The sequence below is a fragment of the Ruegeria sp. BHSA118 genome (assembly GCF_059613405.1).
This window is the reverse complement of the sequence record NZ_JBXWSM010000018.1, coordinates 47,491-63,490: the sequence shown is the minus strand read 5'-3', so window position 1 is coordinate 63,490 and position 16,000 is coordinate 47,491. Positions and strand designations below refer to the sequence as shown.

Sequence of the window (16,000 nt, the reverse complement as noted above, 5' to 3'; positions counted from 1 at the left end):
GTTGTGCATAGGCCCGCTGCCTTAGCATCGGCCAGCGTCCGCCAAAGCGCAGCGAACCAGGAAACATGCCGGTGGTTCTGTTCCGCCTTTCCAAGCAATTTGGCCTGATACGCCTCATTTTGCTCGGGAGACAGGTCGGGACAGGGTGCTTTCCCCATCCATTCCAAATCACTCAACCGCAGATAGTCCTCGCTGGAGAAGGGCAAAGACAACGGGGATGCAATGTCCATCAAAGCTGCAACAACCTGTTTCGCGGCGTTCAACAAGCTGGCGTGCTGCCCGGCCATCGCAGCGGGGAAATGGGTGCGTGGATATGTAAACGCGGCCGCTGACACATCCTGGATCGACAGGAATTGCTGCCAGAAGGTTTCATCGACGATCCGCAGATCGCACCTTTCAGCCGGGTCAGGCAGGGACAGATAGCTTGTCGCAAGAAAGCTGTGTTTAGCCCCATCGCGGAACTGCGCTTGATAGGCACATTCCTCAAAATGCGGACAGAACTTTTCGGTCCCATCGGTATCCTCGCGTCGGCAGAAGCTCTGCTGTGCTGAGAGACCAAGGCGGTTGGCCCGCTCCACCAACTCAGCTCGCGCGCACATACTTCCTCGCCCATCCGGGTGCGGTGCCGAACGCCCCCGGATCGCTTGGGCATCCAAACCTAAAGCGCGGGCATCTGACGCGGCCTCTTCAGCCAAAGCCAGAGTTGGCAGGTGAAAGGACACATGTTGGTCCGTGCCGCGTTTTTCCTTTTCAGCCAGGAGCAGTCTTGCAAGCCGGCTCTTGCCTGCGCCGGGACTGGCGCGGCAGACGATTGTTGGGATCTTTGTGTTGTCCTGATCCATTGGAGTCAAAACCGCGTCAGCCGCTTCCAAGGCTTTCCGCAGGTCTCGATTTGCGTCTTCCAAAGAGGTGAAATTCGTCACTGGGGCCGGTGCGTCACTGTCGAACGCGCCTTGCCCAGTGAAGCGCCCACTTCCGTCTCTCGAAGTGCTTCGTTTGGTATCTGTGATGGTCATCGCCAGTCTCCGTGTTGTCGTCGTTGGCAATGACCTGGGTCTGCACCGGAAATCTGGGAAATTGAGGTTGGTTTGGAAGATTTGGGGCGGACCGGAAATAAGACATCTATTACCGGCGTGACCCAAAAGTTGTTGAACTGGCGGTGGTTCGACCCCGGGCCGCTGGCATCGAAATCTGGGTGATCAACGGCAAAAACTTTCCTTCGAAATTTCCGTCAGACGCCGATTGGACCCAATTCCTCCTCATAAAACAGGAGGTAAAGGATGCAGGCTCCAAAATACTACTCGGTGAATGAAATCGCCGAAATCTTCAGGCGCGATCCCCACACGATCCGGGACTGGATCAATCATGGCTGCCCGACACCACACGGGCCGGTCAAGCTGCAAGCCGCAAAGCTGGGGAAATCCTGGACCATCAAAGACGAATGGCTCGCGATCTTCGAGCTTCGCGTCCGGCCTGACCAGGGAAGGCCGGATCTCGAACTCGAATGACCGGTCACCAACAAAAGGACGGAGCCAGGATGATGACCCTTGCACAGGAATTGAAAACATATCTCGAGACAAGCGGAGAGTCCCGACGGGCGCTTTCGCTGCGTGCTGGACTGAACGCGAAAGCTGTCTCTGACATCCTGAACATCCCCGGTCTCACGCCCCGCCACACCACGATTGTGGCGCTGTCCGAAGCAACCGGTCGCGATTTTCTGAGCCTTGGGAAGGAGCCGCCGCAAACCTATGCCGATCTTATCGCCAACGCGCAGGTCAAAGGCGACACCAGCCTCGTCTCAAAGCTGAAATGGCTGTGCCGCAACGCGGGCTGGACACCAGAGCTGAAAGTGGCCTGCAAGCAGGATGTCATCGACTTTTTCGATCGCAACGGTCCTGCGAGCGTCAATCTGACAAAAGGCAGTTTCGCAACGTATCGATCCGCTTTGGTGAAAGCCGTCGCCGGCGGTCAATCGCGCCAGCGACAACGCCGGATCGATGATATCGGAGGGATGTATGGGGAAGCGTACAGAGCCATCCAGGCCAGCGACCTTCCCACGTCGTCCAAGGTCGCATCGGGACCGTTCCTGGTCTTCCTGCACGACGCAAATATCGACCCACGCTCGATTTCAACAGACACCCTGGCAGATTATTACCGTCACCGGATTGACGTTTCGCCCAAGGGAGAGGCCGGTTGCAAAAAGCATGTGTGCGAGATCTCAACCTTGCTGGCCAAGCTGTCGACGCATGCAGATCTTTCGGGCTTCGGTTTTGTCGCAGCGACCCATCCGTTTGAAGATGGTCGCGACAAGTTCGGTGTCGATGAGGCGTTGATCGCGCCACTGCTGGCGGAATTTGAAACCCGCGTCGCACCCTGGGTGACAGGGAAAATGTCACGCGATGGCCAGTCCCGCTCGGAATTCATTGCATCACTTGATGCGCTGGAAGCGCCGGTGTCAGACAAGAAAGCCCGGCTGCGAGATGCAAAGAAAAACCGCCTGAAGAAACCTGGGAAATCAAATCGCAACGCTGTGCCCGCAGTGGCTGTGGATGCCGGGTTTCTGGTTGGGGCGGACTGTTGGAGCGCGTCGACGCTGGATCGGCGCCGTGGCTATGTCAAATCCATGGCCAAGGCCATCATCGCTGCGACGGATGTCGTTCCTGAGACACTCGAAGAGCTGACTGATCCGGAGTTTCTGGAAGTTGGTGCTGAAGCTCTCGCGGATAGCAACAAAAGCGATTATCCCAGCGGCTATGTCGCCGGTGTTCTGAAATCCATGCGCAAGATCGCGGCCGGATACATCAGTCGGTCCTCGGAAGATCTGAAGGACATCGCAGATCTCATCAGACTGCATGATACCGGCATTTCCGGGATCGCACCCCGCAACAAAGCGAAACTCCAGCAGTTTACCGAGACCCGGGTCACCGGGACGGTCCGGCTGTCGGGATCGATCATCGCCGCGGTAAACGATGAGGTTGATCGCCGCCGGACGGCGCACAAGGCAAGGTCGGGCACTTTACCGGCAAAGATCGATGTTATGGATGCGGAGTTGATCCGCGACGTTATGGCCGCGCTGGCACATGACATCCTGATGAGCCGGGCCCCACGTAGCGACAATGTCCTGCGCGCAAGGCTGGACTGGATGTCCTGGCATGGCGATGTGGTCCGTCTGACTGTGCCTGCGGCCGAGGTTAAATTGCGCGGGAAGGGGGATGCCGATCTGCCAATCCTGCTTAGCGAAAACACGAGCCGATTGCTCCGGAAGTATTTGGAGAACCTCCGTCCCCGCATCCTTAAACCAGGCGACAAGCAGAACCCGTATCTGTTCCCAAGCCAAGGGAAAGAGGCAATCGACACGCACTACAACACGCTTCTCAAGCGGGTTACGCGACTTTTGGCGAAGCACGTTGGTGTTCAGATCCACCCTCATCTCTATCGCCATCTGATCGGGTGGATCTGGCTGAAGGACTGCTCGGATCATCTGCCGAAGGTCCAGCGTCTGCTGGGGCACAAAAACCTTCAGACGACCCTCGATTACTATGCCGAACTGGATGAAGACCTGTTGCTGGACGAATGGCAGGAAAAGCTGAACGAGAAATTCGCGGGGAATTCATCAAAACCCAACACCAAAGGGAGGTTTGAATGACGCTCAACACTCATCTGCGTCTGCTCGCCGACATTCGTGAGGCATTACCAGACGGTCCAATTCCGGGAAGGGCTGAACTTTCGGAACATCTGTCGCGGCGCCAAACTGAAATAGGCGAAACGGCACTGGCCGAGTTCGCCTATGTTCAGCAAGTGGCCAAGACAAAGTGGGGACCCGAGCGAACCGCGCATTTTGGTCAGGTCTTGCGCCAACATAGAGTGTCGCAGAAACCGCCACGCGAGACCGCATGGGGTGAGGCCGAAACGTTGCTTCAAAAGCTTCCTGAGCACTGGCATCGCCTCATCGCCGCGCAGATAGCGCTGTCCAAACAAGGAAAGCGGGTGTTGGGTCGAACGCTGTGGAGCGCGTCTCACACATTGAACGTCATCCGTGCCTTGAAGCGATGGGCTGCATTCTGTTCGACCCAAGGCTGTTCGATGGTACCAACGGGCTCTTCATTGGACGCGTTCGGTCGATACCTTTTTGCCGATCCGGAAGATGGACAAACTGTGGGTGCAGGGACGATAGCAGACTATCAGTCCCGTATTCTGAGCGGGATCGGCCTGACTCAGCCCGGATTTTCTTCCGCGGCCTGTAGCTTTGTCGTCGCGGATTGGCGTAACCGGGCAGACCAGGAGGGCGCGGTGACAAAGACGGGTACGCAACTCGTCGGCGCCACGGCAATCTGGGATCTCGGGTTCCAGCATATCGAAAACGCGCGGTCCTCCCAGATGCGAGGATTGGACTCCGCGCGGCAGTACCGGAATGGATTGATTCTGGCCATCGGAACCGCCTTGCCGCAGCGTGCAAGGGCGCTGTCCTGCCTTTCCTTCGGCAGCAGTCTTTACCTTCAAGATGACAATTCCGTCGGCATCCGCATTCCGGCGTCCATGCTGAAATTGCCTGAAGATCGAAAGCAGGGCGCCCCCTATGAGCGCAGCCTCCGCAATCCCCGGCTTGCAGCAGTTTTGCAGGAATATCGTCAGTCGTTTCGGCCGATCTTCGATGACGGAGGAGCGGTGTTTCCATCCATCAAATCCCGAAACACCGCGATCAGTGAAAAACAGATCGGCCGATTGACCGGCAACATGACCGAAAAGGCATTTGGAACCCGCATTTCCATTCATCGGCTGCGCGACAACGTCGCGACGCAAGCCAGCGAAACCATGACAGCAACAGGCCGTGCCGCCGCCGCGCTGCTCGGTCACAAATCGCAGGCAACCGTAGCGCGTTACTACGATCATTCGGACGGCATCCAGGCCGCAGAAGAGTTCGGTGCTCTGCTGTCATCCTATCAAGGAGCGGGCGTTGATCTTGACCTTTGACACGGCATTCAAAAACTTCGACACCCTGCGGTGAGCTGTTCTACTAAGAAATACTGACCTTTTTGGTACAGAGAGTGACACTCGAAAGTGGAGGCAAAAGCGGGCGGGTGACTAATCCGGGCGTTCGCTGTGGCTTGAGCGAACTGGAAAAACGCGGACAAAGCTTCCGATAAGTCAGTTTGTCGGGATGTGTGACAACGGCCCAGAGCGGACTTTTAAGTAGCGCGCCGAGAATGGCGGCTTCGAAAGCCACAGCGAACAAGCAAGCTGCCCAACCCGGACGATGTGCGCCGCTACTCGGTGTGTCACACCGCACGGATCTCGAGTTACTCGCGACCGACGTCGCGCCTACCTTGGTGGCGAGTGTGTGAAAGGCACTGCGGGTATTGAACGAAACGGGCGTTGCGTTGTTCGAACGTTGGCTTTGGCAACTGGCAAGAAGGTCAGACGGGCCTTAACGTGGCGCAACACGTCAGACACCGAGACTACGGACCAGAAATGAAATCCGAGATTCCAAAACACAGCGCAATCTGGGGACAGATCATTGTCGGTGAGTTGAAGAAAACAGGCCTTTCCGAGCGGGATATCCGAAAGGAGTTCGGGATAACCAGATCTCAACTCGAAGACCCGGATGCTCGCTGGTCCTTCGACAAGACTGCCTGGTTGTTTGAAAAGGCGAGCGCTTTGACCAGGGACGACCTTGTCGGATACCGCCTGGCACAGTCGCCGGACCTGGTCAGGAAGGCCGGGTTGCTCGCCTATGTCGGCGTTTCGGCACCTACCGTTGGCGGTTACCTTCGAAACATCACCCGTTTTCAGCGCGTGATCGGTGACGCGAGCAAGACGGCCATGGAAGAAGGCCCGGAAACCACCCGGCTGACCTGGCACTACGATGTGCCAGCAAGCATTCCGACCGGGCAATATGCCGAGTTTGGAGCCGTTGGCACGGTCTTCGCCCTGCGGGACTACTCCAATCGGCAAATCCGTCCGACGCATGTTCGGTTCGCGCGTCAGCGGCTGACCGGCACCGAGGCCCTCGACAGGTTCTTTGGCTGCAATGTCCTGTTTGGTGCCGCGGAGAACAGCATTGCCTTCAAGGCGGCTGATATGGATGTGCCGCTGTTGACGGCCGACGACAACTTGCAGCGGACGCTTTCGGTCATTTGCGAGAACACGCTGGCTCGGATGCCGCAGACACCCAACAGTGTGGCCCGGGTTGTTGAGAGGCAGATCACGGCGCGTCTTGCAGCCGGCACGGCCCAGCAGGACGCAATTGCGGCGGAACTTGGGATGAGCGCCCGAACGCTGGCCCGCCGACTGACCGACGAGGGCACGAGCTTCGCAGCGGTCGTCGCCAATCTGCGAAAGGCTCTGGCCCGGGACTATCTGCTCAACAGCACGCTTCCGCTCACCGAGATCGCCTATCTTCTCGGATATAGCGACGCCAGTACCTTCAGCACGGCATTCCGAAGATGGTACGGACAGCCCCCCAGCGACTTCAGGGAGCAGCCAGCAACAGAAGCGCCCCTGGCATAGGGCGAACGATCTGAGTAGAGGCCGGACTGCTCGGATCATAGGCCCGCACTTTCACGTTTCTCCGTCTTCCTGAACCACCCTGACGCAACAAACCCGGCAGGCATGAGGCCTAACGGGTTTGAAGCAGATGCCGGATCTCTCCAGCGTCGGTTGGAAGGGGTAAACCGTTCCGGTTGTCTCGTTGCGGGATCAGCGCTTGTGCTTGTTGCCACCCTTCTTGCGATCGTCCTTGCGATCTTGACGATCCCGGTCTTCGGCGATCTTGCCACCGAGCGCACCGGCGGCTGCGCCGAGGGCCAGGCCGTCCTTGGCGTCGCCGCCGGTGATTTCGGTCAGCACGGCGCCGGCCACAGCGCCCTTGAGGGCTTTCTCACCGATGTCACCGGCATTGGCGGCCATCGGGGCAGCGAGGGCGAGTGAGGCGGCAAGGGCGGCGAATACGGTGTTCTTGAGGGTGTTTGTCATCGGTTCCAACCTTTCTGACGGTGGCGACCTCCGTGGCCGCCTTCTGTGGAAAGATCTAAGCGAACCGCCATGCCCCCGCTTGAGAGCATCCGACAGCTTCATTGGAATGGCTGACATTGCAGAGCAACAAGCCAAATTCGACGGTTGTTCTGCCGTCAAGACTTTCGCCTGACGCAATGCCAATCATCCAAGGGGTCGCCTCCTTGGCCGCGATGGCTGCATGGGCCGTTCCGGCGCAGGCACGACACTCCCAACCAGACGGCATTCTATCCGCCGCTACTCAGGTCAAAGATTGATCCGCAGCCTCAAGCCGAAAACGGTCGTGTCCTGATCGTTGAAGCCCGGGTTGATCATGTGCTGGACGTCCGCCGTCAGGGCGACATTGTCCGACAGGTCCAACCGATAGAAGGCCTCCATTGTGGTCTGGGTGTCGAGCGTTTCATCTACCGGGTCCGCAACGGTCGCGCCAAACCCAAAGAGGTCGTCATAGAGGCCCGGCCGCCATAGAAGTCCAGCGTTGGCTGCGCGTCGGGCGATCGGCGCCTCACCCTCCGACCAGCCGAGGCGTCCGTAGATCATGAATTCCTCGTTGATCGTGTGGTTGGCAGACAGGATCGCCCCGTAGCTCTCCGGCACGCCTGCCTCGGTGCGTTCATCGACGTGAAATACCCCGAGGTGAACGTTGGTTAGAAAGCGCTTCGAGCGTTCGGGCGTCCATCCGATCTCGGCGTATTTGTAGAACTCGGGGCCACCGGGAAACCACTCGACATCGGTCAGCGAGCCGTTTGCATCCGACAGGACACCGAGGGCATAGATCTGGTCGGTCAGGAAACCGCCCCCCGCAATGCCGAAGCCGGGATCGGGGATCGGCAGGACCGGGCTGAACAGGATCGAGAAATTGGAGAAAGTCGTGCGTGGGTTCACGTAGCCGAGGATGTCCGAGTAGTCTCCAGGATCGATCCGGCCGGCCACGAAACCGGCCTTCCCGCCAGCGAGCGTCTGGGACCAGTAGGCGACGGAGAGGGTCGTGTCGGTGTCACTGAATGTCGTTGCGGTGACGCCCGCATAGCCGATTTCCCCGGCAAGCCCGCTTGGCGCGATGTCCGTGCCGAGCAGATGGCGGTTCTCCAATGTGAAGACCAATTGCCCGGGATTTTCGCCGCCGCGATTGAGCAGCGTCCACTGGCCCAGAATGCGCGCCTGGCCCAAGGCGGCCTCGTCGATATCGGTCAGGCTCTCGGTCGCGGACTGGTAATAGGCCTGGTAGTCGAAGGAGAGGTTCAGGCCGGTGCGTTCGGCAAAGCGTTGCCGCGATGCCTCCAAGGGGTCCAATGCCGCATCCAGCCCCGGCCAGCGAGAGTCCTGCAACCGCCGCACTCGGTCTTGTTCCAGTTGGGCCTGCGTGGATGCCGGGCCACCGAGCGAGACCGCTGCGGCGGCCTCCAGGGCGGACGTTGGCCGGCTTTCCTGCGCCAAGGCTCCGGTTGATAACCAGAAGCCAGCGACGATGACCGTACCGAGAAGCCTTGCCTGTCCCATATGAGGTCTCTCTTGTTGCTCTTGATTCTTCTTCGGCCCGCTCATGCAAGTATCGCCAGTACGACATCCCGGCCCGTCCAGAGGACGAAGGCCGAAAGTGTAGCCGTGATCATGGCAGGCACACCGTCTTTCCAAGTGTCCCAGATCAGATGACAACCGATTGCGCCAAGCGACGTGCCCAGAAGGGCAGCGGCCCCGAGCGGCCCGAGCAAGCTGCCTTGAAACCAGATCGCCACCGCCCCGAAAAGCTCGACACCACCGACAAGCGCCATGATCTGACGGTTCAGCCCGTATTTGACGAACATCGCCAGTTGCGTTTCGAAGATGAGCTTCTGCCAGCCAAGGATCTTGATCGAACTGGCGAAGAGAAAGAAGGCGGACAGCAGGCCAATGGCAACTATTTGCATAATACGACTCCGCCGACACACACAGGGCTGAAGTTCATTTGATGTTCCCTTCTGGATCGTCCCGAGTGTGCAGTCCGGTTACTTGAGATCGTCCTGCGCCTTGATCTCCGGCACACGGGCGAGGGCTTCGGCCATGTCGGCGCTGCTCATCAACTCGATCATCTGGTAATCCTCCAGCAACCCGTCACCGAGACGGCTGACATAGAAGGCCTGGATGAAGGTGGGGTCGTCCGGCAGGGCGACGGTGATGTAGTTCTTCCCGTTCCCAAGCCCCCAATAGTAGCTCAAAAGCTCGCCGCCGAGCGCCTCGATCCCACCCTTCACCGAGGCCGCGCGGTCCCCGGGATTGGCGCTCTGCATCTCCCAGGCGGCGCTGTTGGATGCGCCGATAAACAGGAAGGTGCGCATGTCTTTTGTGTCCTGCGCCGCTGCAACTGTCGCAGAGACGCAAAGGGCTGTCGAAAGAAGGATCCTGTTCATCTTGCCACCCGGAATTGCTTCGATGTTGTGGTCAGTACAGCATGGCTGCCCTGACCGTTCTTGTGGGTTCAATGCCCCGGAGCTCCGGGAATGGAGTGTTCCAGCTCGGCAGGGCGGAGCGGGAACTCGGAATGCTCATCCTCTGGCGTTTCGATGTCGGCGTGCCAGGTGAATTCCTTGTCCCCGAGGTCCAGATCGATCTCGCCCCCTTCGATGACCGGGTAACGGATCGGCTGCCCGGGCCGCAGGTCGATATTAGCGACACCGTCGTCGATAATGACCTGCCCGCTCACCAGAACGTAGGGGATTCCCTTGGTGAAGGAGCCGTTCATGCCCTTCTTCATCGATGATGTTTCGGTGATCGTGTCGGGGTCGAAGATCGTGATATCCGCGATCATGCCTTCCTGCATCCGGCCGCGTTCCTGCATCGCCTTCAGGCCCACCTTGGAAAAGTACTTCGCGGGAATGTAGGAGGCGTTGTTCACCATCTCCATCAGCGCGATGCCCTGTTCACGGGCCTCGCGGAACACGATGCCATAGGTGCCGGCATTGCGCGGGTGCCCCCCGTACTCCGTGAAATCGGCCTCGATCGGCAGCGGTTCGCCATCGACGGTGAAGCCGACGATGTCGTTGGCGATCGCAATATCCTTCATGTGGATCCAGCGCTCCAGGTCTGCTTCGGGGCGGACTGTGATGAAAATCGGCTTGCTCGGATCCTCCTTCTGCTGCCGGAAGAACTCCTCGTCGGACTCGTAGAGTTCGCCGGTGCTGGTATCGAAGATATCGCGGGTCGGAACGATATTGTTCGCCTCGATCTTGTCCGGCAGCAGTTGCGGTGTCGCGATGTTCGGATTGCCGGTGATGGCCGGGTAGTATTCCGCGAAGATGGTCATTCCGCGCATTTGCAGGCGGCGCGCAAGCTCGTAGATTTCTTCCCACCCCTGGTTCTGGATGTGGGAAAGGATCAGGGCCCCGTCGAGCGCAACGGCGTTTGCGATCACCTCGTTTGCGCCCAGGGAATAGTAGAGCGGCAGGCTCTCGGTCGGACCGAAACGGGTATGGGCGCCAAAGAAGCGGTCATACTTCTTCGCCATTTTCTGAAGCGCGAAAATCTCCTTCGGATAGGTGTTGTATCCCATGTATCCCACCGTCGTGTTGACGGTGATCGCCCCGGCGCGAAGACCCTTTTCATACATGGTCATGACTTCGACGAGCTGATCCGCAGTCGGAATATCCAGCGCCCAGCTGGCATGTCCGTCTTCTTCCTCGGCTGCACCGCGTGACTTGAGGATGTAGGTCGGATCGGATGCCAGCTCGACTGAAACCCCATCCATCACGACACGCCGGATCTCCTCGTGCCCCATCCCGGAACCGAAGTTGAGAAAGGAATTGCCCTCGTACTTGTCGTAGAACAGGTCGGCATCCGCCACGCCGCTCTCGGTATCGAGGATCGTCGTCGTGCCATCATGGGCCATCATCTTCTGATCGAAGCCGCCAAAGGAATGCGAATGGGTGTTGATGAATCCCGGCGCGACTACATGCCCGGAAACGTCGATCTCGCGCTTGCCCGTCAAGGCATCTTCGGTGATCGCGGTGATCCTGTCGCCGGTCACGCAGACATTGCGCACGGCATCAAGATTGGTTTCCGGGTCCATGACGCGGCCGTTGAGAAGCGCGACGTCGCACTCCTGAGCAACCGCCATCGAACTGCAGAGGGCCATGAGAGTGGCAAGAGTGAGGTGTTTCACGGTCAGTCCTTCCGGGATGATTGCGTCGGGCAAAAAAACGCGGGGCGGACGAGGGAGACCGCCCCGCGCTCTCCTCAGTCCAGCGTGTTCTTGTAGATCACGCCGTCCTTCATGATGAGCTTCAGGTTGGGATCAGGATCGGCCAGAAGAAGGATGTCTTCGAGCGGGTTGCCATCGACCAGCAGGAGATCCGCGTAAGCGCCTTCCTCGACCACGCCGAGCGGGCCGTCTTGATACGGATTGTTCAAGCCCGTAAGCCGGTTCATGCGGGCGCCGTTCGATGTGGCCATGCGCAGAATGTCGAAGGGTTTGAACTTGGCCTCGTGCAGGTATTTGAACTCGTCGTTCATCTTCTTGTCCTGCTCAAGCGTCTGGTCCCAGTTGTTGATGAGATCGGTGCCCAGAGTGTAGAGGTCGATCATGCCCGGTGTCGTCTGGATCACCTCGATCATGTTGGCGGCGGCGTCACGGACACTCTTCCATTTGGCGAACGAGGCTGGCGTGTAGAAGGCTTCCGCCTGTTCGGTCGTCACCGAGTAGACCGGGGCTACCGCCGTCGCGAACATGATCTGCTTTTCGACCATGATCTCGGCGGCCTCCTTGGTCAGGAACGGGATGTGCTCAACGGTCTTTGCACCGTTGTCGATACAGTTGCGGATCGCCTGCTCGGTGAACACGTGGCAGGTGACGTAGGTGCCCCATTGCTCGGCGGTCTTGACCGCCATCTGGATCTCGTCCGCCTGGTACTGAAGCGAATGCAGCGGGTCGAACTCGGACGTGACCCCACCGCTGACCATGACCTTGATCTGGGTTGCCCCGCGCCGCAGGTTCTCGCGCACCGCCATGCGGATCTGCTCCGGGCCATCCGCGATGAAGCTCATGTCCGTGTCGACCCAATGCGATGGGCCTTGCCCCGACAGGGTTGGATGCCGGTCGTTCAGCTTGCGGAAATCGGCATGGCCCGATGTCTGCGTGATGAAGGCCTCCGAGGAATAGATCCTCGGGCCGGGGAACATACCGGTATCGATGATCCGCGCGATGGACTTTGCCGGTCCGCCGAGGTCACGAACCGTCGTGAACCCGTTCATCAGGATGCGCTCGGACCGGATCGTTGCAACGCCACCAAGATGGAAGGGCGTGATGTTCTGGCGCAACCCGTCACTGAGCGGGTTGAACACCAGCAAATGCACGTGCTGGTCATGCATCCCCGGCATGAGCGTGCGCCCGCCGCCGTCAATCATGGTTGCGTTGGGCGCTTCGATCCCGTCCGTCGAAATTTCCTTGATCAGGTTGCCTTCGACCAGAACGCTGGCGTTTTCGATCCGCGCCTCGTTCACGCCGTCAAAAACATGGACATTGGTGAACAGGGTCTGCGGCAGCGCTTCGTCCTGCGCAGAGGACATGCCGGCAGCGAGCGACACCACGCCCGCCAGTAATGTGGACTTGAAAAGATGCTTCATAAGTTTGCCCTTCCGCAATGTTGACGGCGGGGCCAGCGCCCCGCCGAAAGTTCAGTTCAACGTGTTCTTGTAGAACTTGCCGTCCTTCATGATGACGCGAATGCTCGGCACGTCCTGCCCGCGTGGCTCGGCATCGAACCATGTATCGACAGCGCCGATGGCAGTGATGTCTTCGAGCGGGTTTCCGTCAACGATGAGGATATCGGCATAGGCACCTTCCTCGATCACGCCGAGCTTGCCTTCGGGATAGGGGTTTCCGCGTCCCGTCAGTGCGGCCAGTTCGCCGCCATTCGAGGTCATCATCTGCAAGGCCCAGAGGTTGCCGAACTCACGCGCCATGAAAGCCTTGGTGAAGTCCATCGACTGCCGGTACGGCACACCGGTCAGCAGCACGTAGTCGGAATCGAACACCATCTTCGGCTTGTACTTCCGCACCAGATCAAACAACTGCTCGCTGTTTTTCCGCAACCAGAGGAACTTCGCCGTCGGCGGGAAGGTCGGGTCCTGGTGCATCGGATGCTCAAGCGCCTCGGGCGCCAACGCGGTCAGGTTGGGCGAGAAGAACGCTTCCTTCTCTACCAGCTTCTGCATCGTCGGTTCCGTTATGGTCAGGCCGTGATCCACCACTTTAACCCCGAGATCGAGCGCGCGCGACAGGTCGCTATCCATGAAGACATGCATGGCGACATAGGAATCCATGTCCCCGGCCACCTCGACGGCAGCGGCGATTTCTTCGTCTGTAAAGGCGGACTGGTAGATCGGGTCCTTGATGGAGGTCACACCACCACTGACCATGATCTTGAGGTAGTTGGCCCCAAGCGCAAAGTTCCGCCGCGCGCCGTGGAGCACTTCGGCAGGGCCGTCGACAAGCCGCGTGATCTCCAGCCGTTCAAGATTGCTTTCGTTCTTGCGTTGCCCGGCGATCCCCCAGTCGCCATGACCACCGGTCTGGCTGAGGCAGGCGCCGGACGAGTATATCCGCGGGCCCGGCAGCGAACCCTCGTCGATTACCGCACGAAGTCCACCATGTGCACCGCACATGTCGCGCACGGTTGTGAAGCCCATCGCCAGCATTTCCTGCGCAAAGGCCGCAGAACGTGCGCCGATCTCCTCCCATGTCGTGTCCTGAAGGCCCGGGATCGTGCCATCCTTGTACATATTCACATGCACATGGCTGTCGATCAGTCCCGGCATCAAGGTGCGTCCGCCGCCGTCGATCACATTGACCTCGACCTCTTTGGTCTCGATACCGCGTTCGGTCTGGATGGTGAAAGAATAGCCGTCGATACCGCCAACAGGATCGGGCAGGCGCTTGCTTCCGCCCGTTCGAACTTCGACTTCCCACGTGCCGGATTCGGGAATGTCCTCTGCAATCTTGTGAATCTTGTTCTTGACGACGAGCACGTCGACATCTTTCAAGCCGTCATTCACCCCGTCGAAGACCATCACGTTCTTGAACAGCGTGACCTCCGAGGGAATGTTGGGGATATCCTGCGCAATGGCAGGCGTCGTGAGCGCAATTGCCATTGACATGGCCGGCAGCAACGCCTTCAGGTTGAGTGTTGTCATTCGGTGTCCTCCCAGGGGTCGGTCTTCCTGCGGACCGATCCTCCCACTATGCACATGTGCCCCGAGATTCTTTTGACCCGCTGATCCCGTGGTGCATTTTTCTGACCCGATCCGGTCAATTTCAGCCAATTTCTGCTTGGCCGTCAGGCGCCCGCGCCCGTAGCGTGTCGGAGAGCGAAAGGGTGATGTGGATGCCGCAAGGAGAACAAAAGGACGGTTTGTCCCTCGTACGTGCTACGGTCCTCGGCCCCGTCGTAGCGATGATGCGGCGGCTCGATGCGGATCCGGCCTTTGCGCTCGGGCTGCATGGATTGAGCGAGGAACAGGTCCTGAACCCGGCCGAGTTCATCCCGCATGACACGGTCTATGCGGCGCTGGCCTCCATCGCCGACATCACCCGGCCGGATATCTGCGCCTTGGCGGGACAACAGACAGACCTGTTGAAGTTCCTGCCGCGTGGGGCGCTCCTCGGCCAGTCGGTGACCCTTGGCGATTTCTTCACCCGGTTCACCCAGATCGTCTCGAAGGAAAGCAACGCGGTGTCCTTCCGGCTCCTGATCGAGGAGGAACACGCCTACTTCACCACCAGTCGCAATTTCGAACCCGAGGTGTCGCCGGGCCATTCGGACGCCTTTCTCGTCGGGATCTGGATCTCCCTGCTGCACCGTGTTCTCGATTTCCGATGGGATCCAACCCAGGTTGTTCTGCGCCTCTGCGATCCGACCCTGCTGCCGGAGCAGTTTCATGGCGTGCGGGGCATCAAGTGCAACAACAGGGGATTCTCCATCCGCTTTCCGGCGGCCTGGCTGTCGCTTCCAATCAACCCCGAACTCCTCGTGAACCACGACAATGATATCGAAGAACCGGTTCAGGTCGATGTGCCCCTGGACTACCTCGAAGGCTTCGAAATTCTCGTGCGATCAAGGCTGTCCGATCCGGCGCTGACGGTGAGCGAGGCCGCCCGGATGTGCAGCATCACCACCAAGGTGCTGAACAAGCGCTTGTCCTCCTACGGAACAACGGCGTCCAAGGTGATCAACCGGCTGCGGATGGAAAAGGCCTCCGAACTGCTCACCACATCTGATCATTCGATCAAGGAGATCGCCCAATTGGTCGGCTTGTCCGAAACATCGGCACTCACCCGAGCCTTCACGCGGAACTTCGGCATATCCCCGAAAGATTGGCGCAATAAGGAGGCACAAGAGGCCCAAATTGCCGGAGCGCCTGCAGATTAGCCTGACCCCGCTGCGACTTCTCGACTACCGCAATCTCTTGGAACCTCGGTCGCCAATGGTAATGCCGAAGAGATGCATGAACCGGCGAGCCCTTCGCGGGGAGCAATCGATGGGAAAGGAGACCTCCATGCTATCCGCAGCGAACTCCCGCTTGCCGCCCAAAACGACAAATGCTGCGCCCATAGCCTAAGTCGCCTTTGGGCTCTTCCAACACCTTCGCTGTGCGCTGCGCCAACGGCTCTAAGTCGCCACAATGGATTTCATATGTTTGCAAGAGACCTCTGTCGGGACAACGTTTTGCCGCCCCGTCGGTCGCCGTACATCGCCGATATTTCCGCAACTTCCGCACCATGTTGAAAACGGGGTGGCATCACCCGCACGGGGTGATCGGGACCCCTATTCAACATACCCCGCTGTTCGCTGCAACACCCTCAACTCGCCGCAATATTTCGGGAAAGGGACCAACAATAATATTTTGATTTTGGATGGCTTTGCACGACGTGAACCATTTCCAGATCAAGGTGGCGAGCTGACGATCGATTCTCTTTTTTTGCTTCGTGAGGGCAAGAGGGGCAGGAAGAAATGGAATT

Annotated in this window: 13 protein-coding genes; 5 read left to right on the top strand and 8 right to left on the bottom strand. The window is 59.0% G+C overall.

The features are described from left to right. Positions 1 to 1,016, bottom strand: a 1,016-nt coding sequence (locus AC2FNN_RS07995; protein WP_496757759.1) for a hypothetical protein, incomplete at its 3' end; no start/stop codon positions are given. Between the two features lie 264 nt (positions 1,017 to 1,280). Here AC2FNN_RS07995 and AC2FNN_RS07990 point away from each other — a divergent pair. From AC2FNN_RS07990 to AC2FNN_RS07975, 4 genes are all read left to right on the top strand, one after another. Next, positions 1,281 to 1,508: a helix-turn-helix domain-containing protein gene (locus tag AC2FNN_RS07990; RefSeq protein WP_170556196.1), complete on the top strand. Its 228-nt coding sequence runs from the start codon at positions 1,281 to 1,283 to the stop codon at positions 1,506 to 1,508. A 32-nt stretch (positions 1,509 to 1,540) separates the two neighbouring features. Further along, entirely contained in the window at positions 1,541 to 3,646 is a 2,106-nt protein-coding gene (locus AC2FNN_RS07985) for a tyrosine-type recombinase/integrase (RefSeq protein WP_496757757.1), read from the top strand. Beyond that, positions 3,643 to 4,971: a hypothetical protein gene (locus AC2FNN_RS07980; protein WP_496757755.1), complete on the top strand. Its 1,329-nt coding sequence runs from the start codon at positions 3,643 to 3,645 to the stop codon at positions 4,969 to 4,971. The genes AC2FNN_RS07985 and AC2FNN_RS07980 overlap by 4 nt, the downstream gene beginning before the upstream one ends. A gap of 498 nt (positions 4,972 to 5,469) precedes the next feature. Beyond that, positions 5,470 to 6,507 carry an AraC family transcriptional regulator gene (locus AC2FNN_RS07975; RefSeq protein WP_496757753.1) on the top strand — a complete coding sequence of 346 codons (1,038 nt, stop codon included), beginning with the start codon at positions 5,470 to 5,472 and terminating at the stop codon, positions 6,505 to 6,507. A gap of 189 nt (positions 6,508 to 6,696) precedes the next feature. Here the strand turns inward: AC2FNN_RS07975 and AC2FNN_RS07970 are convergent, their stop codons facing one another. The 7 genes from AC2FNN_RS07970 to AC2FNN_RS07940 all read right to left on the bottom strand — a co-directional run bounded on the left by AC2FNN_RS07970 (position 6,697) and on the right by AC2FNN_RS07940 (position 14,175). After that, the gene (locus tag AC2FNN_RS07970) at positions 6,697 to 6,972 is read right to left on the bottom strand and encodes a YMGG-like glycine zipper-containing protein (RefSeq protein WP_170343544.1); all 276 of its coding nucleotides are present in this window, start codon (positions 6,970 to 6,972) and stop codon (positions 6,697 to 6,699) included. A 285-nt stretch (positions 6,973 to 7,257) separates the two neighbouring features. Beyond that, positions 7,258 to 8,556 carry a carbohydrate porin gene (locus AC2FNN_RS07965; RefSeq protein ID WP_170364430.1) on the bottom strand — a complete coding sequence of 433 codons (1,299 nt, stop codon included), beginning with the start codon at positions 8,554 to 8,556 and terminating at the stop codon, positions 7,258 to 7,260. Then, positions 8,553 to 8,918 (bottom strand): DoxX family protein, encoded by a 366-nt coding sequence (locus tag AC2FNN_RS07960; RefSeq protein WP_170342826.1) that lies wholly within the window; start codon positions 8,916 to 8,918, stop codon positions 8,553 to 8,555. Before AC2FNN_RS07960 ends, AC2FNN_RS07965 begins: the two co-directional genes overlap by 4 nt. Positions 8,919 to 8,996: 78 nt before the next feature. Beyond that, positions 8,997 to 9,398, bottom strand: a complete 402-nt coding sequence (locus AC2FNN_RS07955; RefSeq protein WP_496757751.1) for a hypothetical protein — start codon at positions 9,396 to 9,398, stop codon at positions 8,997 to 8,999. A gap of 68 nt (positions 9,399 to 9,466) precedes the next feature. Further along, positions 9,467 to 11,146, bottom strand: coding sequence for an amidohydrolase family protein (locus AC2FNN_RS07950; RefSeq protein WP_170392031.1), 1,680 nt, complete (start codon positions 11,144 to 11,146; stop codon positions 9,467 to 9,469). Positions 11,147 to 11,220: 74 nt separating this feature from the next. Then, on the bottom strand, positions 11,221 to 12,606 hold the full coding sequence (locus tag AC2FNN_RS07945; RefSeq protein WP_171208892.1) for a metal-dependent hydrolase family protein: 1,386 nt from the start codon (positions 12,604 to 12,606) through the stop codon (positions 11,221 to 11,223). 51 nt (positions 12,607 to 12,657) lie between these two features. Then, on the bottom strand, positions 12,658 to 14,175 hold the full coding sequence (locus AC2FNN_RS07940) for a metal-dependent hydrolase family protein (RefSeq protein ID WP_170343540.1): 1,518 nt from the start codon (positions 14,173 to 14,175) through the stop codon (positions 12,658 to 12,660). A 191-nt stretch (positions 14,176 to 14,366) separates the two neighbouring features. On the opposite strand from AC2FNN_RS07940, the gene AC2FNN_RS07935 reads away from it, so the two are divergent. Continuing rightward, on the top strand, positions 14,367 to 15,410 hold the full coding sequence (locus AC2FNN_RS07935) for a helix-turn-helix domain-containing protein (RefSeq protein ID WP_170357385.1): 1,044 nt from the start codon (positions 14,367 to 14,369) through the stop codon (positions 15,408 to 15,410). Positions 15,411 to 16,000 lie beyond the last annotated feature (590 nt).